We start from the raw sequence: 20,654 nt of genomic DNA, 5'->3' as shown, positions 1-20,654 counted from the left end.
TTGCCAAAGTATATAGAATAATTATATTAAATATAAAGAAACTTAATTGCATGTTACCGACAGGAAACAAAAACCTCCCCATAGTAGCGGAGAGGTTTTTATGTTTAATTGTTTAGAGTCTTAATTATTTTGATTCTTCTTCTTCTTTTGTGTCTTTCTTAAGCAGCCCGCCAATGCCTTTAAGCGCTGTGCCTACAGTGCCGCTTACCACGTCTTTAGCGGTATTTGTGGCGCCGCTTACGGTGTTTTTACCCAAAGTGGCTACTCCCGGCACTATTGAAGTGGCCGTTGAAAGCACATCTATAGTTGCTTTTGGGTTATCAATGGTTCCGCCTACTTTTATGGCTACGGGTTTAAAGCCGCTTGAACCTTGTTTTCCCAAATGGGCGTTTACTTTCATGTTAAGTTTGTCTGTTTTAAAGTCTATTGTGCCTTCGGCTTTTACGGTTGTAAGATCAGAGCTTAAGGTTGTTTTGTTAATTGTCATTAAGCCTGAGTTAAAGGAGTAGTCGCCTTCAATTAATTCAAAAGGCACGGCGTCTTTTTTGTTTGACGAGGTGAAAACGTCAAGCTTTAAAACGTCAAACACTTTTTTTACTATGCCTATGGAAATAAACATAACGTTAATTATTTTATTAGAGGCTAAAAATTGTTTGATGTCCGTTATTTCGCCTTGTTCCACTCTAAACTGGGTTTTACCGCTAAGTGTGGTTAAGGTATCCTCAATGCTGGTTAAATCAGCTGTTAAGGACGCTCCTTTTGAGTTAAAATGCGGCACTGATACAGGGCCGATTTTTACATTGGTTTTAAGGTCAATATAAGGGCCTGTGGCCTTTTTTGATTTTGCTGAAGGGGAAGGAACAGCGTCGCTTGTTTTGGCCGCTTCAGAAGTTTCTGTTTTAGGCAGTTCTTTTATTGTAAGGCTGTCTAAATCAAAATCAAAATTTACGGCGTAATGGTTTGTTTTCTTCTCGGAAAACGCCAATGTTGTTTTAAAGGCGGCGTCATTTATTTTACCTGTAATTGTTTCTGATTTAATGTTTGTCATACCAAGTATTTGTATTATGCCGTTAATATCTTTAACCGTAACTACGTTTTGGTATGCGGCGCCAACATTTTCCAGCGTTATTTTGCCTGTCACTTTGTCCGGATCGGAAGCCGAGAGGGAACCTGTTACCGTGCCTTGCAAACCGTATTCTTTTGTAAGTTCGGGCGCTATGGCGGCAAGTTCATCAACAAACAGTTTAAGGTTGGCTTTCGCGTTGTAAACCAAGTCTTTTCCGCCAAAGCTAACATTTGCACTGCCGTTTACGGTTGATTTTGTTAAAGAGGCGGAATATTTGCTTATTTCAGCATTTGATTTATCTAGATTGAGTTTGATGTCGGAAGCTAATTTAACAGCGGGCAGGCTGAAATCGGGTAAATCGCTTACAAAAGAACTTAATGTTTTATTGTTAACATTATTGACTGTGCCGCTTACCGAGATAATGGGGTTGTTAAAACCTTTTACCGTGCCTTGAAAGTTTGTTGTAATGCCGTTTAATGAGGCGGTTAAGCTTTTAAGCGTTAATTCGGCTGCGTCTAAATTATTATTTTTAAGATCCGCCATAAGATTGACAGATACCGGCATGTCAACAGCCATATCCTGCGCATTGTAAAGCAGCCTGAAATCAGAGTTCACCGCAAAAGGGCCGTCTAGGACAAAGTCATTTATTTTTACGTTAACGTCTTTAATCTGGGCGGTCATTTTTTCTTTTTTATCCGTATAATTTATGGCGGAATTTAAAATAAAAAACTTATCTACCTGTACGTTAAAGCTTAACCCCTGCTCTTCTATTTCTTTAGGAGTTTTGGGTTGTGCGGAGGAAGCGACGTCCGCCGCGGGTATAAGGTCGTCAAAATTAAAATTGCCCTTTTCGTCTTTTATTATATTGGAGTTAAAGCCGTCTAACCCTATTGTGCTTACTTCAATGCTTTTTTTAAATAACGGGCGTAAAGCGATTTTTATTACCATGCTGTCCGCTTTAGCGAAAGTACCGTTTTTAAACGTTCCCGCTTCGGACATGGCGAAGTTGGATAATTCCACGCCTATTAATTTAAATGAAAGTTTGTCAAAAGAAACCTCTCTGTTATAGTTTGTTTTGGCGTAGGTTGTAATAATATTTTTAATCTTTTCGGGCGTAAAAATCTGTCTTAAAGCTATCGCCGCGCCTGCTACCGCTATTACCGCTATTAAGAATAGCACGGCCGCAATTTTTAATAATTTCTTCATTGCTTTTCCTCCGTATTTTTGTTTTTATAATTTTTTAAATCCTGAATTTTTTGCTCTATTTGTTTGGGCGCTTCGTAGTTTTTAAAGCGGTTAATTTCCTTTTTTACCCTTGTTAAAATAAAAACAAATAAAGCCGCGTCATCTGCGAAACCGAAAAACGGAAATATTAAGTCAGGAACTAAATCAATGGGGAAAACAAAATAAAAAATAAAGAATAAAACCCAGCAAATCACGGCCCAGGGCACAGGGTATTTGCCTTTAGCCACAGCTTTATACATTTCTATGAGAGTTTTTATATCCCCGTAATCTTTATTTTGTCCCATACTTAATTGTATGTTTTTAAAAAATTAAGCGCAATAACATCTGATATAATGATATTGACGCCATATGGGGAGGTTTTAGAATGAAATTTATAGATAATATTTTCAAAACGGCTTTTGATAACGGGCAAACCGCGCTTACCGAAGCGCAGTGTTACGCCGTTTTTGACAGGATCGGCCTTACGGTTCCCAAATGGCAGAAGTTTGATAAAACCGCCGAGAATTTTGATTCTATAATATCATCCTTTGGGGGGGATAAAGTAGTTTTAAAAATATTATCCTCTAAAATCATTCATAAAACAGAAGCGGGCGGCGTTAAAATAGTTTTAAAAACGGACGCTAAAGCCGCTTTTGAAGAACTTATGGAAAAGTTTCCCAATGCTGAAGGCGTTTTGGCTGTTGAATTTATAAATTACACGCCCTTTGCCTTAGGTTCTGAGCTTATGCTTGGCGCGCGGGCGGATGAATCCTTCGGCCCCTTAGTAGTGCTTGGTTTCGGCGGATCGGGCGCCGAATTTTTAACAAAAAATTTAAAAAAAGGTGTAAGTCCGAGCATAGCGGCCGCGGCCGATTTACAGCCCGCCTCCTTTATAGCGGAAAATTTTGCCGCTAAATATTCCCAAGGGCTTGTGCGCGGGGGTAAAAGGCACGGTGATATTAATAAACTTACAAAATGGGTAAGTGCGTTTAGTTCTCTTATAAATTATTTTTCTGACGGTGCCGGCAACGCTTGGACTATTGAAGAAATGGAAATAAACCCGCTGGCCGCCTGCGGGGGAGAATGGTTTGCTTTAGACGGCGTTATCAGGTTTAGACAAAGTAAAAACGTAACACGCAGCTTTCCCAGTTCCAAGGCTATAGAAAGTGTTGTGCGCCCTTCTACTATAGGCGTTATCGGCGTAAGTGAGAATAAAGTTAATATGGGCAGGATAATTTTAAATAATATCGCCAAAGCGGGTATGTCTAAAGAAAACACAGTAGTTATTAAAGAGGGGGTAACGGAAATTGACGGAGTAAAATGCGCCCCTTCCTTTAAAGACATGCCTTTTAAACTGGACACTCTTGTGGTAACCGTGCCGGCCGCTTTTGTGCCCGGCGTTATTAAAGAAGCGGCTGCCAGCGGCAAAGTTAACGCCATAGTTTTAATAAGCGGCGCTATAGGTGAAAAAGAAGGCAGCGCGGATTTAAAAAAAGAAGTTGAGGACATTGTTATAAAAGGGCGGGAAATAAATCCCGATTTCGCGCTTAACGGCGGTAACTCCTTGGGCGTAGTTTCCAATCCTTCCAAAGTTAACACTCTTTTTATTCCCTTTGAAAAGCTTGACCCGCCTTTAGGCGTAAACGAAAAGCTTGCCCCTTGCGCTTTTATAAGCCAAAGCGGAGCTTTTGTTATTTCAATCCTAAGCAAGCACTCTGGTATGAAACCGGTTTACTGCGTTACCGTGGGCAACCAGTTAGATATTACCGTGGCCGATTACGCCGCCTACGCTGTTGAGGATAAAGACGTTAAAGTTTTGCTTCTTTATATCGAAGGTTTTAAACCGGGCGACGGTGCCGGCCTTTTGCGCACAATAAGGCGGGCTAAAGAATTAAAGAAAAAAGTTGTTATTTATAAAGCGGGGCGCACCGGCGCGGGGCAAAAAGCCGTTATGGGGCACACAGCCTCAATAGCGGGCGATTATTTTATTACGGAAAGCCTTTTTAACCAAGAGGGCGCTTTGGTGGCTTCTAATTTCACTGATTTTGAATTTTTAGCCCAAATGTGCCTTGCCAACGCTGACTCTGACACAAACAACAAATCCGTATTTATGATAAGCAACGCGGGTTTTGAAACCAGCGGCATGGCGGATAATATAGGGGAAGGTTCTAATATAAGCGTAGTATATCCTAATGAAAAACTAAGTTTGGAAATGAAAGATATTTTAAAGCAGAACAAATTAGATGCTATTGTGGATATCCGCAATCCTTTTGATGTAACGCCCATGGCTTCGGACGAGGTTTACTTTAACTTAAGCAAAGCCGCGTTAAAAAGCGGGCAATATGGCGCTTTGGTTTTTTCAATGCTGCCTTTAAGCCCGGCGGTAAAAACTTTAAAGGTGGAAAATCCCGACGTTATATCAAAACTGGGCGCTCTTAAAAGAGAAACAAACCTTCCCGTGGCGGTTGTGGTAAGCGCGGGAGAAAAGTTTGATTATTACCGCTCGCTCGCTTTGCAAGAAGGCCTTGTGGTTTTTAAAGAGGCCGACAAAGCTATTAATATTCTTTCGCAGTTTTTTAAATAAAATTACCCGGGTTCGCGCCCGGGTTTATTTTTTTAAAAATTACGCTTCAAGTTCTTAAAAGATATCACTATATCCTGGGTGGAAAAATTCCGAGTATATGAAAACAATTTTATATTCATTGCCGGGGTTCGCGTAAAAGGGCTTCTTAATTCCATAAATCAAATATGACTCAAACAAAACGCCGCCAAAAGCGGCGTTTTTGCTGTTTTTTATCGCGCTGATAAAAAACCATAACGATAATTTTTAAGAAGACAAAACAAAATAATTATTGACTTTTTTGTTATATAGTTCTATAATTCTAGAATAATAGAATTAGTTGTTTTTGGAGGGTTTATGAACAGCGCCGAAAGGGTAAATATTTTTGCAGCTCTCGCTCAGGAATCAAGGCTAAGCGTTTTTAAAATTTTGGTTGAGCACGGAACCACGGGCATGTGCGCGGGTGATATAAGCAAAAAACTTAATATCGCTAAAAACACTTTATCTTTTCATCTTTTACTGCTTACTCAGGCGGGTTTATTAAAAAAAAGAAAAGAAGGTTTATATATTTACTACGCCGTTAATTTTGAGGCTATTAAAGAAGTTATAGATTTTTTACTTGTCGATTGCTGCAATTCCGAATGTACCTGCACGACATGTAATGTTTTTAGGGATCTTGAGGTAAAGCATCACAAAAAACACCAAGAGAGTAAAACTAAAAAAATAAAAAAAACAGCAAAAAAATAATGTGCTTTTAAGGAGAGAGTTATGCTTGATGACTTATTAAAAAAAATAGAGTCGTATTTTGATAAAAAATCGAAAGAAAAAAAATGCTGCTGCCAAGCCAAAGAAAGTAAGGATAGATAGGGGAAAACATGGAAACATTAGCTATTAAAATTGTTGAGCTTATGGGTTTAGACCCTTCCGCCAGATTGGGTGCTTCGGTTGTATTTTTTATAAACGACAGCGTAAAAATAATGCTTATGCTGTTTGTAATGATTTCCGCTATAGGCGTGTTAAGAACCTATTTTAACCGCCAAAGAATGGAGAAATATTTGGGCAGTAAAAATAAATTTATAAGCTGTTTTTTTGCTTCTTTATTTGCTATTTTTACGCCTTTTTGTTCGTGTTCGTCAGTTCCAATATTTTTAAGCCTTGTGAGAATGAGAATCCCATTCGCGGCTTCTATATGTTTTTTAGTAGTGTCGCCGCTTGTTAATGAGTATCTTGTTGCTTTAATGCCTTCTTATTTCGGTTTTAAAATAGTGGCTGTTTATATTATAGGCGGTATAACCGTGGGTATGCTGGGCGGTATGTTTTTAGAACGCATCGGCATGGCCAAATATATAGAAGAACACATCCATGGCGGCGATATTGAGGAGGAAGTTTTTGACTCGTTTAAAGCGCGCGCCAAATTCGGCCTTAATGAAGGAAAAGATATTGTAAAAAAACTTTGGTTATGGATTTTGGCCGGTGTGGCTTTAGGCGCTGTTATACATAACTATGTGCCTGATACCACTGTGCTTAAAGTGGCTAATTTTGGGGGGATATTGAGCGTGCCTTTAGTAACGCTTTTAGGCGCGCCGGTTTACGGCAGTTGCGCGGGCGTTGTGCCCATAGCTGTTGTTATGTTTAGCAAACCTATACCGTTAGGAACTACAATAGCGTTTTTAATGTCCGTGTCGGCAATGAGTCTGCCCGAAGCCGTGCTTTTAAGAAGCGTGATGAAGTTAAAACTTTTAGGGGCGTTTTTCGCCACTATTATTGTGGGAATTATTATAATGGGCTATTTCCTAAACTTCGTTTCGCCTTATCTTATAAGTTAAAATACCAAAAAAGCCGCCTTTTAAAAGGCGGCTTTTTTAATGTTAAAAAAAACTTACATCGGGTTTCTTTCCAGATATAAAAAAATGAGTGTGCAAAGCGTAACGTAAGGCGTCAAGCGCGTGGTCGTTAAATTTAACCGCTTCTTCAAGCGCATTGCCGTTTAAGTCCGTTTTCCAGCAGTAACCTTGAATCTCTTTTATAAGATTTGATGAGTTTTTGTTTATAAAAAGTTTTTTGGTTTTTACGCTTAAAATACCCGCTTTTACATCTTTCAAAGCCGGGTGTATGTTAAAACCGGCTTCACTTATTTCGGCTATGCGGGCAGGCTCGGCCGCGTCGGCGTAAATACTTTCGTGCCTTTGTGAGGGGGGTATAATTTCTGCTAAATTTTTTATAAGCGCGCTGTTTGTAAGTCCACTTTTGTAAAGTTTTTCCTCGGTGTAAACACCTTCGTCCGATATATAAAGTTTAACAAGCGCAGACGGGTTGTTAAACCCGAAATCAAGACCCCAGATAACATTGTCCGTGTTTTTTATTTCGTCAACAAAAGTATAGTTGTCATAAACAATATTTTTGTTAGCGCCCCATTGGCCCAAAGCGAAAACACGGTAATAATTCTCGTCAATATCTTTTAAACCCAGCAAAGTGTTAATATAATCTTTGCTTAAAAAAGGATTGTCCTTATAAGAACTTTTTATAATTTGCGTGTTTTGTGCTGAAAGCAGTTTTTTTGCTATCCAAGAATTTGAGTCCGAAGGGTTTAACGTTAAAAATATTTGGTTTTTGTAAGGCTCTTTTATGGGAGCGGAAAGACGGGTAAGAAGGGTAACGTAGTCCTCATACGTAAATTCCGTTGCCTCCTCCATCCAAATATAGTTAAACTCAGCTGATTTTATCTTCTCCGGGTTATCTAAAGAAAAAAACTGTATTCTGCTTTTACCCAAATTATAATAATGCTCCATTTTATTATGGTTTTTTTCGGAGTAAAGGCCATATTCTTTAAGAAGGTCCGTTACAAGCCGCGCCGCCGTCATTTTTAAAGCGGGCATTGTTTTGCGCGTTATACCCACGTTAATACCCTGCAGGTTTAAAGCGCGCATTATTAAAAGCTGCGCCACGGCGTGGCTTTTGCCGCTTCTTGCCCCGCCCACGTTTATAACGGTTCTTTTGCCCGCTTTATTATTTAATTTAAAGACAGGTCCTATTTTGGGTTTAATTAGGTTTTTCTGTTTCATCTGCGTCAATGTCCGTAAAAACAATCTGTGGCAGCGGGGCGGCGCTGTTTGGGGGCGTTTTGGTTTTATTGTATTTCTCGCCCAGGCGGTTTGTTAAAGCAAAAGAAAGTATGGTCGGGGATTTTGTTTTCAAGGCCGAGTCTAAAAAAGCTATTTCAAGTTTCAGGTTTATAATTTGGTCAAACCTGCGTGCGAAAACTTTATCTTTTTGAAGAAAGGAAAAAAGCTTTATCGCCTGAAGGCCGGTAAGTTCAAGGGCTGCTTCTATATTTAAAGCGTTTTGAAGGTGTGTTAGAAAATTGATTTTTACATCTCGGTTTAAATTTGCGTCATTTTTGTTTTGTGTCATAACTCATAAAATATTTGATTTTATGACGGCTCCCTGCAATAATATAGCACAGCGGCGGTGATAAAGTCAAATTTGGTAAAATGAAAATATGACATTGCTAAAAGAATTTTTTATTGTAGGCGCAGGCGGTTTTGTAGGCTCTGTTATGCGTTATCTTATGGCGGTTGTATTGGCTTCGGCTTCCTTAAAACACGGGTTCCCGTACGCGACGCTTGCCGTTAATGTTTTAGGCTCTTTTATGATAGGTTTTTTATCACAGCCCTTTAGCGCTAATCCTTACGGAAGGCTTTTTGTAATGGTGGGCGTATTGGGCGGGTTTACCACGTTTTCCACTTTTTCTAATGAAACTTTGCTCCTTTATAATAACGGGCAATTTATTTTTGCTTCATTAAATGTGCTTTTAAACGTGCTGCTTTGTTTAGTTGGTGTTTTTTGCGGATTTGAGGCCGCTAAAATAATTTTGTAAGGAGGGATTTATGTCAAAAATAGTAACAACTTATTTGGGCGACGGAGAGGCTGAAAGTTTTTACCCCGAGGTAGGCGAAAAAATTTTTACGGATTTGCCTTTAGATAACGGCGGCAAGGGCAGAAAGTTTTCCGCAACGGATATCTTTACCGCTTCTTTAGCCGCCTGCATAGTTACGATAATGGGTAAAATGGCCGAATCCAGGGGCGACAGCCTTAAAGGCGCCAAAATAGAAATTGAAAAAATTATGGAAAGCAACCCCAGGCGTATAGGCAAGTTTATTATAGATATTATTTTTCCCGAAGGCATTTCTAAAGAAAAGATGGAAATGTATTCCAAAGTAATACATACCTGCCCGGTGCATAACAGCATTCACCCCGATATAAAAGTTGAAGTAAATATTAAATAAAAAAAACCGCTCGAAAGAGCGGTTTTTTTTAATAGTAAGGAGTAAGAAGCCTGAAAATATTGTTACGTATTCTTTTATGCAAACTCATTTTAGCGTAAGTTTTAAACATTTGTTTTTTTGATATTCTTTTTTTGGAATTAATATACTTTTCAACTTCCGCGGCTATATCTTTTGAAACACACTCTACGCAGGACTCAAAGTTAAGTTTAAAGCTGCGCTCATCCCAATTGGCCGAGCCTATTAACGTCCATGCGCCGTCAATAACACAAGCCTTGCTGTGGTCAAAAGGCATGGGATTTAAATAAATGTTAACGTTGCGGCTTAAAAGTCTTTCATAATTTGCCGACATGGCGTAGTCCATACCGGGGATATCTGTTTTTTTGGGAATTATTACATTTACTTCCACGTTTTTCATTGAGGCTATTTCAATGGCGGTTAAAACAGTTTCATTAGGCAGAAAATACGGCGTTATAATATCAATCTTATGTTTTGCCTGCCCCAGCATAGCCGTAACAAGGGTTTCTATTTTACTGTAACTTTGGTCAGGCCCGTCTGATATAAGACGGCATATTGATTTAACGTCTTTTACTTCCGGGGCGTGTTCAACGGGTGTAAAATGTTTTTTTGAGGCAAAATGCCAGTCCGCCTCAAAAAGGGCGGAAAGCTGTTTTATAACGCCGCCTTCTATTTTAAAAGTTATATCCTGTACTGCATTTTTTGAAGGAGCTGTTTTTACCAAAGAGTTTTTTGTTATATTCATGCCGCCGAACACCGCTGTTTTCCCGTCCGCAATAAGCATTTTACGGTGGTTGCGCAGGTTTACAAACGGCAAAGAAACAATAAATTTAGGGGGAAGAAATATGCCTGTTTCAAGATTTTTTATTTCTCGTAATCTTTTTTGCATTTTGTATCTTGCCGTTCCTACGCCTATGGCGTCAATAAGCACTTTTATTTTAGCGCCGTTTGCGGAAGCCTGCTTAAACGCCGCAAAAAACTGTTCAAAAAGGGAGTCATAATCAAAAATATAGCTTTCAAGCAAAACCTCTTTTTTAGCGTTTTTAATTAAATCAATCATCACAGGGTAAGCCTGCTCGCCGTTAATAAGAGGCTCAACACTGTTTCCAAGTACGGGCAGATTTTCATGTATATGCATGCTTAAATTTATAAAGCTGATATTCTCCGGAGTGAGCTTGGCGGCGATTTCAGGCGGTATTTTCTTTTTTATAGTGGAAATATTTTTTTTGTAAGTAATCTGCTTCATGCGGTGGGCTTTTCTTTTTATTCTGTTTATACCCAAAACGATATAGATAAGCCCCCCTAATAAAGGCGAAAGTATTACAAGGCCTATCCAGCCGGCGGCGGCTTTAACGTCTTCTTTGTTTAAAATTATGTGGATTATAAGAAGCATCGTATACGCGGCGTATAAAATAAATATGACCGCATAAGGCATGTTGTTTAAATGCTGTGCCAAAGCTGAAAAATATATCATGTTTTTATTATAAAAAATATTAACGGCTTTTAATATTGTCTTTTTGTTCAATAGTTACAAATAGTTATTTTTTTAAAAAAAGGACCTAGATTTCATTTGGGTCTTTTGGCCCTGGCATAATAAGATGTTTTCTGTTAAACTCAAAGTAAGAAAAGAGAAAAAAGCAATACAGTAAGTATAATAACTAAATATGAAAGGGAGAGTTTATGAAGCTGCTTAACAGAATTATATCTAAAACATTAATAATTGCAATTCTTTTCAATTGTAATGCTGATATTTTTGCACAAAGCGCTTCTAAAACCGAAACCCAATCCCGTCCTTCATTAAGCAAACAGAAAGTTGATAACGCCCGTATGGGAGATAAAAGACTCAAAGAAATTTATTCTGACCCGGCGGACCAGCAAAAAAAGATGGAACAGGTTTTAAAATATAACCGTTTTGTTCCTTCCTCTTTAAGAATAAGAAATGTAAACGCCCAAGTCGCTAAGATGAACTATCTTGATGCAATTAAATATGAAAAAAGATTGCAGGAAGATTCCGTTTATAGAAGAGCTGAAGAAATTAAATATATAATTTTCCAAAAAGAAGAACTGCCCACAATTAAAAAATTTACTGCGGATTTTACCAAAGCGGTCGAAGAACAGGAAAGGCTTATCATTTCCGCTATAAACAAAAATTATAACATGCAGTTAAAGCAGATCAGGCAGTCAGCCGCCGGTTTTGCAAGCAAAGAATTTCCGCAAACACAGATTCTTATTTGGACACAAAAAACAGAAAGCGAACTTAAACAATGGAAAGAAGAAGCATTAAGTGAACTTAAAAAGAGAAAAGAAGAGGAGCTTACCCGCCAAAATATCCAAAAGAGATATGAAGAGGAAATCGCCGCTATAAAACAGCAGCAGCAGGCCAGCGACGCCAAGGTAGACCAGGCGGTAATGGAAGAATTAAAAATACTCGCCGCGGAAATCATGGACCTTTATAAAAGAAAGCCTGAAGCGGTGCTGCCTTCTTTGTTAGAGGTTACACCCGCCCTGCTCACTGTAAGCCATGAAGATAATGAGCTTTTTACAAAAGCCGATAAAACGCATTTAATGAGAATTTATAAATATGTTCTTGAAAACCCGGGCGAAAAATGTGAAAAGGAAGGGCAGTGCGATCTTGAGATTAACGCTATATCGGGACTTGGCATTTTGGGGCAATATTCCGAAGACGGTTACCCGATAGTCGAATTTTTAGAAAAACATGAGAAGCACGCTGATTATACAAGAATACTTATAACTTCTATCAGCGCGCTTGTTAATATGAAAAGTTATGGAACGGTTGGCGGCTATCTTAACAGCGCTTTTGAAAGAGAAAACCGTATAAGCGAATTTGATATTTTTGACTTTGAACTGATGGCTAAAGAATTTAATAACAGACACGGTAAATATTTAGGCGAAATAAGCCAATACGCCAAATATAACGAATCGGGAAGAATCAACAACGCCTGGACGGATGTGGCTTTTATTTTAGCTGAAGATAATACCCAGGGAAGTTTAAACCTGCTTAGAAAATACGGCGTTGAAAAATGCAGGGTTTTCCAGGAAGTAAAAATTAACTTTGATAAAGAATTAAAATTGCGCTGCAGCGGTATACAGCCCTTTTTAGTAGGGGCTTTGCTTTCTGGTAAAAGCGGGGCTAACCAATATACCCAGGAATATAACCGCGCCGGCAATCATCTTACAGCCCAGGGAAGAAGTATGACCGTTACTAAGGACGATGAAAACAGGTCCAGAGCCAATGCGGAAGGGCTGATGTATAATTTTGACGCTCTTGCTAAACAAAAAGGTCTTGCCAAAGACGCATTGCTTGCTCTTTTTATAGTTAACCAAAGCATGGGCGATTTATCCGTTCATGAAGAAAGTGTTTTAGATACCGACATTTACTCTGTTTTCGGAAAAAGCATAAAAAAATATCTTAATGGAAACGCCGTAATAAGAGATAATAATTCCAAAGAATACCAAAATAATATAAAAAGGAAAGAATCGCGCGTACAGGAAGCAAAAATTATAGCCAATGTAGGCACGGGTTTAAATATAGGTTTTTTGGTATGGTGTTTTTGGGATTTAAGCAGGCTTGCCATTAAAGGCGTGCGCGGTATTGGCCGTTTGGGCAAGCAAACTTACAGAGGAATGAAATTAGCCCGTATAGGCAATAACGCTAATAAAATGGCGTTTCTTAGAGAGAATCTTGCCGTATACCAAAAAACATTCGCGAACCGTAAAAACCCTACTTATTTTGCTAAAGCTTCGCAAAAGATAAAACAAGGCCTTGAGCCTGCTGTTTTTAGTAACTATAAACATTTTGGGAGCACGGCGCCGGAATTTATAGGCCCTAGAACGGTTAGCGGCGAATTAATTCCCAGCGTGGCTCAAGAGGCTGTTCAAGCCGCCGTTTTTAACGTGCAGGCAGGGCGCGTTATAGTCAACCCAGAAACTATTACCCAGGCCCGTAATGCCGTAAATTTAGAAGCTTACTTGGCCGGTAAAAACTTAAAAAATACCTCGGCACGTAAAGATTTAGCCGATCTTTTGCATGTTGAAAGGAACTTTATAAACGCGTCAAGAAACGCGGCAAAAGAATTTAACACTATTACTGCGGCAAGGTCAAAACGCCCTTTAGTTTTCTCTTCTCCTAGTAAAGACGCTAAACTTTCACATAAACTTTTAGCCGGCGAAACTGGTAAACTTTTTACGACTTCCAAATTTCTTGACCGCCGCGCAATGCTGGCCGGACAGGCGTTAAGCGGTTCCGTTGCCAGTATGGCTTCAGTTGCCAGCGGCAAATACGGAGCCGAGCTGGTTGACACTCTTTTTTCCAAAGGCAAAAAACGCTCTCTTATACTTTTTAAAGGTTCCGACCAAAAGCAAATAGGTAATGTCAGAGTGTTTTTAACGGAAGCTATTCCCGGCGTTACCGGCACATGGCTTAAAAAGGTTCCTTTTATAAAAAATACAAATATCGCGGACAGAGCTTTGGGTAGAAAAACCAATAAGCTTTCAAGTATTATTATTGAAAATAAAAATGCGGGAAGCGACCAGCAATTTTTAAGATTTGTACGCAGTGATAACACAGGTATTGATCCTTCTTTCTTTAAAATTACGGTTAATAAAGAAAGCGTGCCTTCATTGTTAAGGGCTTCTCACCTTTCCGCAAACGGAGAAGCGGGCGCTGCGCTTAAATTAAAAGTTAACGCGGATTACACAGTCCCCGGCAGAAGCCTTTGGACCAAAATAAAATCTTCCGTGCAGGCATCTAAAGAAACACAATTTACCGAAGAACTGTCCGTTGTTTTAAAAAACGGCAGCAACGAACTGCCTTTAAACGGTATTTCCATCAGCGCCAACCAAAACCTTAAAGGTTTTAAATTTGCGATAACCCATAAAGACGAAACTATGCTTATAACTCCTGAAGGTAAAGTTTTTAAAGGTGATTTTTCCGTTACTTTACCTAAGGAACAGCTTGGCAAATTTACGGAAATAGCGAGTAAGGCAAATTTACTTGACAAAAATATAGCTATAAGCTTATCCGGAAGCAAAAACAAAATTAATACCTTATTTGTTCTTTCGGGTTTAAGTTTAAGCGCGGCCTCAACAAGTTTAATCAAACCGTTAAGCGATATTTACGCCAATAACAACATACCGGAGGGAGAACGCGACCCTTGGATAGGCTTAAAATTAGGCGCTATCAGCGTTGCCTTGCCTTATTTACCCTCTCTTATTTCACCTGTAATATCTCCTTTTGTAAGAAGATATGGCATGGTTAACGTACTTAAAAGCAGCTTGGGGATAGCTTCAGGCGCATTGGTTATTCCTATTGCTTACGGTTTTAACGGTTCAAACAGTATCAGCTATAAAAACAGGGAGAATTTTTCCCTTGCTCCTTTAGCTGTTTCCGCCTTCCTCATAGGCGTGTCAACGGCTTTAACCAGATCAACCCTGTCTCCTTTAACTGACGCTATCGGCGGCGGCGGTAATACGCTTAAAACAATGGCTTTTAAAAACCTCAGTTCATTTATTATGATTACGCCCCCGGCGCTTGTAACAGGCGGTGTTATGTCTTACAGAGCTGCGTTTAAAGACGCTTCCGAAAATGACTTCTCTAAGAAAATTGTGGACTTCTCAGTTTCTTATCCTATACTTCTCGCGGCTACTATGGGTACGGGTTTATTGCTCCACAAAACAAAAATAAGTACAAAAATAGGCAAAGCCGATGGCCCCAAAATACCTTTTAAGGATTTTAGAAAGGGTTTGAAAGGAGATGTTATTGAATCTTTTAAAACAATAAAGAACCCCATAGTAGGTAAAACGGTGCTTGCCTCAACATTGATTGTAGGCTCTGAGGCGGCGCTTGTTAACAGCTACAGTATGGGTGAAGTAAACAGATATTCTGATATAGTTGTTCCCAAAAATGAAGGCGAAAACGTATTATTAGGCGACGCGAGAAAATTGGCCTCAGTAGGTATTTTCGTTGCTGCACCTTTCGTGTTCAGGCTTTCTTCAAAGAAAGTTATCAATGCTTTGGGCGGCGGGGAAAATCCTTTAGCTTACAAGAGATTACTTGTAGGCAGTTTGGGAACCGCAGGTTTAGGAAGCGCCGTATTGTATAGCCAGGATAATTTGCCCATGTTCCTTACAGGCATGGCGTTAACTTCCGTAGGTTTTGCCAGCACTACAAACGGGTTTTTTAAACTCAGTAAAATTATGCTTAAAGACGCTAAAATGAGTAAGAGTTTTATTACAAACTTTGAAGTACTTTACCCCGGCGTACATATAGGCATGGCTGCTGTGCCCGCTTTGACAAACTTAGGTTCTGATGTTATTTTAAAAAACAATATGGCCGAAAACCGTGCCGAATCTAACCAAAAGTCACTTGTGGTGCCTATACTTGGTATAGCCGCGGGAACATTCGCAGGCTCTAAAATGTTAAGCATTAACCGCAAAAACATAGTTTCCGGTTTTAGAACATTGGGAAGCGGCTCTAAGATGATAGGTCTTAGTTTAAAAACCACGGGCGCGAACTTCGGTAAATCTTTAAATGGCGGCGCGCAAACGATGTTTAAGTTAGTTAATGACTCGCACGCTGTAGGTATCGGCGGCGGCGCTTATTATTTAAATAAAGCGTTAAACAACGCCCCTGTCTTAAAAGATATTGACGGCGCTAATATCGATGTTCTAAATAAAGATAATGCTGAAAGTAAAGACAGTTTGGATGTTGATTTAACGTCCCAACAAAAATCTGTTTTAGAGCCTTCTACTGAAGAAACAAAAGAATCTGAAAATACGCAATCTACTGTTAACTTAGATTATGAGATTGCTTTACAGACAATGTAATATTTTAATAAAAAAGGCCCGTCCTTTAAAGGACGGGCCTTTTTTATTGATAGAGCAAAACGCTTAGCAAGTTGGGGGGGATAGTATCCTGGTTTCGCGACACCTCCGCCTTGCCGCTGCGGAGGGGTTGCTGTTTATTGTTATGTGAAATCGCAAAGCGAAGCTTTGAAACAAAGAAATCCGGGCGTGAACCCTGGGGATTTTATTAAAAGGATTGTTTATTGAAATAGAGCAATTTTTTTGTGTAAGCGGTGATAATCTTCTTCTTCAAGGAAAATTCCCTTATAGCTGCCGGTTTAGTGGTATTAAAGTGAAATTTTGAAACAGTCAGATATCACTCTGTGTAAGCCGGATGAGTTAACAATAGCGCGTAAAATTATTTGCGTAATATAGATAATGAACAAACTTGTACACGCATCGCTCCCGTTTCGCCGTAAGAATAAAGGAGCGCAGTTTTTAGTTAGTTTAAACATAAACTAAATATTAAATAAAATACCCCCGGGTTTTACTCTCGGGGGCGTTTAAATATTCATTATTTTCTGTTAGACCGTATTCTTCTTATGTTTCTTACATGTTCGTCATAAGTTTTGCTAAAAACGTGTCTGCCTTCGTCATTTTCAGCCACAAAAAACAGTTTGTCAAAATTTTCTTCAGGGTGAAGTACTGCGTAAACGGATTCCATGCTCGGGCTGCAAATAGGTCCGGGGGGGATTCCTTTTCTTTTATATGTATTATAAGGCATATCTTTACGGAGGTCGGCCAATGTAAGGCCTTTTTTCCAAAATCTATTCTCACTAGGTGTGTAACCTAAGGCGTATTGCACGGTAGGGTCGGCCTCCAGCCTCATGCCCGTTTTAACTCTGTTAAGGTAAACGGCGGCTATTTTGGGACGTTCATCATGTACAACGGCTTCACGTTCAACAATAGAGGCTATAGTGATAACCTGGCGTTCAGTAAGGCCGCCCATAAACTCAGGTTGAAATAAAGGACGCACCCGCTTGTTAAATTCGGCTACCATAGCGTCTATTACCTTTGCGGTTTGCATTTTTTGCGGAAACATATAGGTTGAAGGGTATAAGTAGCCTTCCAAATTCCTTTCTTTAGCCATTTTGGTAAAGTCCATGGCATCGCAAATATTTTTATCCTGGAGGGCCATGGCTATCTCTTCAATACGCCAGCCTTCAAGTATTGTAACTTTTTCCAAATGCTGGCATTTTCCGCTTGAAATACAGCTTATAACTTCTTCCGGCGAGGTGTTTTGCCTAAGGTCAAAAACGCCCGCTTTTAAGCCTTTTGGATCAAAGAAAAACTTAAGCATCATTTTAAACATGAACTTGCTTTTAATAACGCCCTGTCGTTTAAGGTTGCGCGCTATTTGCGCGCCGCTTTGACCTTCCGAAATTTCAAAGATCACCGGAGCACCTTTAGCAAAATAATAATTATGCGTAAAAGCGGCGAAAATTACAAAAAGCAAAGCGCAAGATATTAATAAAATAAGTTTTTTATATTTTTTCATTAATTATTTGTTCAGTTCAAAAAAATGTCTGCGTCCTACTTGTAAAATATTGCCCGTTTCAAATTGGCAAACTCCGTCCGATTCAACTTTAACGTCGTTAATTTTTACGGCACCGCCGTCGATAAGCCTTCTTGCCTCGTTTTTGCTTTTTGCCGCGCCCGCTTTAATAATCACCGAGGAAACGCTTTCCCCTTCCGCAACGGTAATTTTAGACATATCGGCAGGCTTTTCTTTTTTTGAAAATACTTTTTCAAAATTGTTCAAGGCCGCTTCGGCCGCTTCGGCGTTATGAAAGCGGGTTACAAGTATTTTAGCTAAAGACTTTTTTGCTTCCATAGGGTGCATGGCTTTGACTTTGTCCATATCTTCAGAGGTCAAAAGCTCATAATACATATACATCATTTCGTCTGAGATTGACATAGCTTTGCCAAACATTTCTTCCGCCGGGTCATTAAGGCCTATATAGTTGTTATAACTTTTTGACATCTTTTTAACGCCGTCGGTACCTACCAACAGAGGGGTTGTTAAAACCACCTGCGCTTCCTGCCCGGCGTTTTTTTGCAGCTGACGGCCTACAAGAAGGTTAAAAATTTGGTCTGTGCCGCCAAGTTCAACATCGGCTTTTAAAGCTACGGAGTCCTGCCCCTGGAACACGGAATAAAGAATTTCAAGAATGCTGACAGGATCGCCGGCGGCCATTCTTTTTTTAAAGTCTTCCCTTTCTAAACCTTGTCTTACCGTTATTTTGGAAAGTGTTAAAAGCAGCTCTTTTGTTTTTACAAAAGGGTCAAGCCAGGTGCTGTTAAAAACAACTTCCGTTTTTTCTTTATCTAAAACTTTAAAAACTTGTTCTGTATAGGTTTTGGCGTTTTGTAAAATTTGTTCGCGGTCAAGCTGAGGTCTTGTGGAGTTGCGGCCGCTGGGGTCGCCTATGCCGGCGGTAAAATCGCCTATAACAAGCACGGCCGTATGTCCTAAATCCTGAAATTGGCGTAATTTTGAAAGCACTACGCTGTGCCCTAAATGAAGGTCGGAGCTGGTAGGGTCGCAGCCGAGTTTAACTTTTAATGTTCGGCCCGATTTTAATTTGTTTTCAAGTTCTTCTTTGCTTACTACATCAACGCATCCGCGTGTTAAAAGTTTAATTGCCTGTTCTAAATCTGCCATATAAAATGCTCCAAATGTAAATATATTAAATTATAGCATTTAAGGCGGGCCCTCTTTACAAAAAGGATTAGAAAAAGGTATACGGGTCAACGGCTATTTTTATTTTTACCGTTTTGGGCAGTTTTACCGCGGCAAGTAAATCTTGGAGGGAGGTTAGAGTGAAATTTTTAAAAAGCAGATATTCTTTTTTTAAAGAATCCGTTTTTTTGCCAAAGCGTATTGGTCCTAAAATTTCAACCTTATTTTGGCAGGCTTCTTTAACAAATTTAACGCTTTGGTTTATATCCTCAATATTTTTAGAAGATAAAACCAACTTTGTAAGCGTGGCGTATGGGGGGAAATTAAACGCTTCCCTAAATTCAAGTTCATTTTGGGCAAACTCGCCGTAATCCCCGTGCACGGCGGCGTTAAAGATAGCTGTTTCCGCCTTTTCGGAAGCTATAACCATACGTCCGTTTTTACTTCCGAAAAGCATTTGTTTAGCGCCAAACAAAAGCTGCGCCAAATGCTCGCCCGCGCGGAAATCGGGTGAGTTAAGTTCCATATCCGCGTCTAAAAAAACAATAAGATCAGCCGGGAAGTTTTGTTCCGAAAGCATTTTTAAAACAGCCGAAGTGCCTATAATAATATTTGCTTTATCTTTAACGGGGGTAAGGCCTATTTCAACTTTTTCTTGTTTAACGGTATTCGCTAAAGGGAAAAGCTTTTTTATTTCACCGTAAACTTTTTGGTTGCCGCTTATTTTAGGTTTAAAAATAACGTTATTGCATTTAGAGCATTTTTGTTCAAAGGATGCTTCTTTACCGCATTTAACGCAGGCAAGGGCGCCGCTTTCATCAAAAACAAGCGTGCCATCGCATTTGCCGCATACAGCGGCCAGGCCGCAGTTAAGGCAGGAATAAAGCGGCTTTCCGCCTTTGTTATTTAAAATAAGTAAAACAGTTTCTTTATTTTTAACGCTCTTTGTAATTTCATCAAAAGTTATATCCGGTAAAAAGGATTTTTTGCCCGCTTTTTTATCCGTAACGCTTACTAAAGGAAATGGGTTTACAAGATTTTGGTTTTGGCTTAAAGTAAAACTTTTTATTTCGCCTTTTGAAACAAGTTCAAGCATTTCTAGAGAAGGCGTTTGTGATAAAAATATAAGTTTGGCGTTAAGTTCTTCAGCCCTGAAAAGCGCGATACCGCGCGCGTGATAAAAGGGGCGGTTTTCCTCTTGTTTAAAATCCGCGCTTTCCTCATTAACTACGGCTATTAAAGAAGGGCAGGACAAAGGCAGCAAAACGGCCGAGCGCGTTCCTACAACTATGCCGTTTTTACCGTGCAGAAGTGATGAAAAAAGCTGCTTTTTAACGCTGTCTAAAAGTTTGCTGTGCCACAGTAAAACCTGTTTATCATAATATTGTTGTAAATTAGCGGCAAAAACCTGCGCCGATAAAATATCGGGCAGCATAATAAGGACTTGCCCTTTTTGGGCGGCTTCCAATGTAAGTTTTATAAGAATGCTTTTTTTGCCTGTTTTGGGCGGCGCGAAAAGTAAAGAAGGTCCGACGGAATTTTTTAAATCGTCAAAAACATTATGTTGTATTTTGTTTAACTCAATTTGTTTTACGGCGGGTATTTCCCGGAAAATAACGTCATGCTGTTTTTTCACGAAAAACGGAATAAGCGAAAATAATATTTGCCCGTAACTTCCGCCCCAGGTTTGTTTAATATAAGAAGCTAAAGAAAATAAATCTTTGCCGTACTGCGGTTCATTATCTAAAACCTGTTTTATTTCTTTTAAATCCGCTTTAAAGGAAGAGATTTGTTTTAACTCCGTTACTATGCCTGTGGCCAGCCTGTATCCGAAAGGCGCTTTTACGCGAAAGCCCGGCGCTATAGCGCCCTCCAAAGCCAAAGGAACTATATAGTCAAACTCACGGTCAAGCGCTATATCAAACACAACTGAGGCGTACATTTTTTATCCTTAAA

Annotated in this window: 14 protein-coding genes; 6 read left to right on the top strand and 8 right to left on the bottom strand. The window is 39.4% G+C overall.

Features of this window, described 5'->3' with window-relative positions; genetic code table 11:
- Positions 1 to 124 precede the first annotated feature (124 nt).
- Positions 125 to 2,272 (bottom strand): AsmA family protein, encoded by a 2,148-nt coding sequence (locus EMIN_RS04375; RefSeq protein WP_012415024.1) that lies wholly within the window; start codon positions 2,270 to 2,272, stop codon positions 125 to 127.
- Positions 2,269 to 2,595, bottom strand: coding sequence for a YkvA family protein (locus EMIN_RS04370; protein WP_012415023.1), 327 nt, complete (start codon positions 2,593 to 2,595; stop codon positions 2,269 to 2,271). The genes EMIN_RS04375 and EMIN_RS04370 overlap by 4 nt, the downstream gene beginning before the upstream one ends.
- A gap of 80 nt (positions 2,596 to 2,675) precedes the next feature.
- Here EMIN_RS04370 and EMIN_RS04365 point away from each other — a divergent pair, with 80 nt between their 5' ends.
- The 3 genes from EMIN_RS04365 to EMIN_RS04355 all read left to right on the top strand — a co-directional run bounded on the left by EMIN_RS04365 (position 2,676) and on the right by EMIN_RS04355 (position 6,676).
- The gene (locus EMIN_RS04365; protein ID WP_012415022.1) at positions 2,676 to 4,874 is read left to right on the top strand and encodes an acetate--CoA ligase family protein; all 2,199 of its coding nucleotides are present in this window, start codon (positions 2,676 to 2,678) and stop codon (positions 4,872 to 4,874) included.
- Positions 4,875 to 5,207: 333 nt separating this feature from the next.
- Positions 5,208 to 5,597: an ArsR/SmtB family transcription factor gene (locus EMIN_RS04360; RefSeq protein ID WP_012415021.1), complete on the top strand. Its 390-nt coding sequence runs from the start codon at positions 5,208 to 5,210 to the stop codon at positions 5,595 to 5,597.
- Positions 5,598 to 5,725: 128 nt separating this feature from the next.
- Positions 5,726 to 6,676: a permease gene (locus EMIN_RS04355; protein WP_012415019.1), complete on the top strand. Its 951-nt coding sequence runs from the start codon at positions 5,726 to 5,728 to the stop codon at positions 6,674 to 6,676.
- A gap of 42 nt (positions 6,677 to 6,718) precedes the next feature.
- Here the strand turns inward: EMIN_RS04355 and EMIN_RS04350 are convergent, their stop codons facing one another.
- Together EMIN_RS04350 and EMIN_RS04345 are read right to left on the bottom strand one after the other, a co-directional pair.
- A complete protein-coding gene (locus EMIN_RS04350; protein ID WP_012415018.1) occupies positions 6,719 to 7,912 on the bottom strand; it encodes a PBSX family phage terminase large subunit in 1,194 nt (397 codons plus the stop codon).
- Positions 7,890 to 8,261, bottom strand: a complete 372-nt coding sequence (locus EMIN_RS04345; RefSeq protein ID WP_012415017.1) for a hypothetical protein — start codon at positions 8,259 to 8,261, stop codon at positions 7,890 to 7,892. Before EMIN_RS04345 ends, EMIN_RS04350 begins: the two co-directional genes overlap by 23 nt.
- An 88-nt stretch (positions 8,262 to 8,349) precedes the next feature.
- On the opposite strand from EMIN_RS04345, the gene crcB reads away from it, so the two are divergent.
- The gene (gene crcB / locus EMIN_RS04340) at positions 8,350 to 8,727 is read left to right on the top strand and encodes a fluoride efflux transporter CrcB (RefSeq protein ID WP_012415016.1); all 378 of its coding nucleotides are present in this window, start codon (positions 8,350 to 8,352) and stop codon (positions 8,725 to 8,727) included.
- A gap of 10 nt (positions 8,728 to 8,737) precedes the next feature.
- Positions 8,738 to 9,136 (top strand): OsmC family protein, encoded by a 399-nt coding sequence (locus tag EMIN_RS04335; protein WP_012415015.1) that lies wholly within the window; start codon positions 8,738 to 8,740, stop codon positions 9,134 to 9,136.
- A 28-nt stretch (positions 9,137 to 9,164) separates the two neighbouring features.
- On the opposite strand, the gene EMIN_RS04330 is transcribed toward EMIN_RS04335, so the two are convergent.
- Positions 9,165 to 10,625, bottom strand: a complete 1,461-nt coding sequence (locus tag EMIN_RS04330; RefSeq protein ID WP_012415014.1) for a phospholipase D-like domain-containing protein — start codon at positions 10,623 to 10,625, stop codon at positions 9,165 to 9,167.
- A 206-nt stretch (positions 10,626 to 10,831) separates the two neighbouring features.
- Here EMIN_RS04330 and EMIN_RS04325 point away from each other — a divergent pair, with 206 nt between their 5' ends.
- Positions 10,832 to 15,997: an MFS transporter gene (locus tag EMIN_RS04325; protein WP_012415013.1), complete on the top strand. Its 5,166-nt coding sequence runs from the start codon at positions 10,832 to 10,834 to the stop codon at positions 15,995 to 15,997.
- 532 nt (positions 15,998 to 16,529) lie between these two features.
- On the opposite strand, the gene mltG is transcribed toward EMIN_RS04325, so the two are convergent.
- The 3 genes from mltG to priA form a co-directional block, all read right to left on the bottom strand.
- Entirely contained in the window at positions 16,530 to 17,513 is a 984-nt protein-coding gene (gene mltG / locus EMIN_RS04320; RefSeq protein WP_012415012.1) for an endolytic transglycosylase MltG, read from the bottom strand.
- Between the two features lie 3 nt (positions 17,514 to 17,516).
- The gene (gene tyrS, locus EMIN_RS04315) at positions 17,517 to 18,680 is read right to left on the bottom strand and encodes a tyrosine--tRNA ligase (RefSeq protein ID WP_012415011.1); all 1,164 of its coding nucleotides are present in this window, start codon (positions 18,678 to 18,680) and stop codon (positions 17,517 to 17,519) included.
- Positions 18,681 to 18,747: 67 nt separating this feature from the next.
- Complete coding sequence (gene priA, locus EMIN_RS04310) at positions 18,748 to 20,640, bottom strand: replication restart helicase PriA (RefSeq protein WP_012415010.1); 1,893 nt, start codon at positions 20,638 to 20,640, stop codon at positions 18,748 to 18,750.
- Between the last annotated feature and the right edge of the window lie 14 nt (positions 20,641 to 20,654).

This window comes from Elusimicrobium minutum Pei191 (assembly GCF_000020145.1).
Lineage (GTDB): Bacteria > Elusimicrobiota > Elusimicrobia > Elusimicrobiales > Elusimicrobiaceae > Elusimicrobium > Elusimicrobium minutum.
Note: the sequence above shows the minus strand (reverse complement) of the source record. Positions and strands in the feature narration are given on the sequence as shown.

Excerpts from the sequence above, each read along its gene's own strand:
- crcB (WP_012415016.1), top strand. The coding sequence starts at position 8,350 with ATGACATTGCTAAAAGAATTTTTTATTGTAGGCGCAGGCGGTTTTGTA.
- EMIN_RS04330 (WP_012415014.1), bottom strand. The coding sequence starts at position 10,625 with ATGATATATTTTTCAGCTTTGGCACAGCATTTAAACAACATGCCTTAT.
- EMIN_RS04365 (WP_012415022.1), top strand. The coding sequence starts at position 2,676 with ATGAAATTTATAGATAATATTTTCAAAACGGCTTTTGATAACGGGCAA.
- tyrS (WP_012415011.1), bottom strand. The coding sequence starts at position 18,680 with ATGGCAGATTTAGAACAGGCAATTAAACTTTTAACACGCGGATGCGTT.
- EMIN_RS04350 (WP_012415018.1), bottom strand. The coding sequence starts at position 7,912 with ATGAAACAGAAAAACCTAATTAAACCCAAAATAGGACCTGTCTTTAAA.
- EMIN_RS04360 (WP_012415021.1), top strand. The coding sequence starts at position 5,208 with ATGAACAGCGCCGAAAGGGTAAATATTTTTGCAGCTCTCGCTCAGGAA.
- EMIN_RS04355 (WP_012415019.1), top strand. The coding sequence starts at position 5,726 with ATGGAAACATTAGCTATTAAAATTGTTGAGCTTATGGGTTTAGACCCT.
- priA (WP_012415010.1), bottom strand. The coding sequence starts at position 20,640 with ATGTACGCCTCAGTTGTGTTTGATATAGCGCTTGACCGTGAGTTTGAC.
- EMIN_RS04375 (WP_012415024.1), bottom strand. The coding sequence starts at position 2,272 with ATGAAGAAATTATTAAAAATTGCGGCCGTGCTATTCTTAATAGCGGTA.
- mltG (WP_012415012.1), bottom strand. The coding sequence starts at position 17,513 with ATGAAAAAATATAAAAAACTTATTTTATTAATATCTTGCGCTTTGCTT.
- EMIN_RS04335 (WP_012415015.1), top strand. The coding sequence starts at position 8,738 with ATGTCAAAAATAGTAACAACTTATTTGGGCGACGGAGAGGCTGAAAGT.
- EMIN_RS04325 (WP_012415013.1), top strand. The coding sequence starts at position 10,832 with ATGAAGCTGCTTAACAGAATTATATCTAAAACATTAATAATTGCAATT.
- EMIN_RS04345 (WP_012415017.1), bottom strand. The coding sequence starts at position 8,261 with ATGACACAAAACAAAAATGACGCAAATTTAAACCGAGATGTAAAAATC.
- EMIN_RS04370 (WP_012415023.1), bottom strand. The coding sequence starts at position 2,595 with ATGGGACAAAATAAAGATTACGGGGATATAAAAACTCTCATAGAAATG.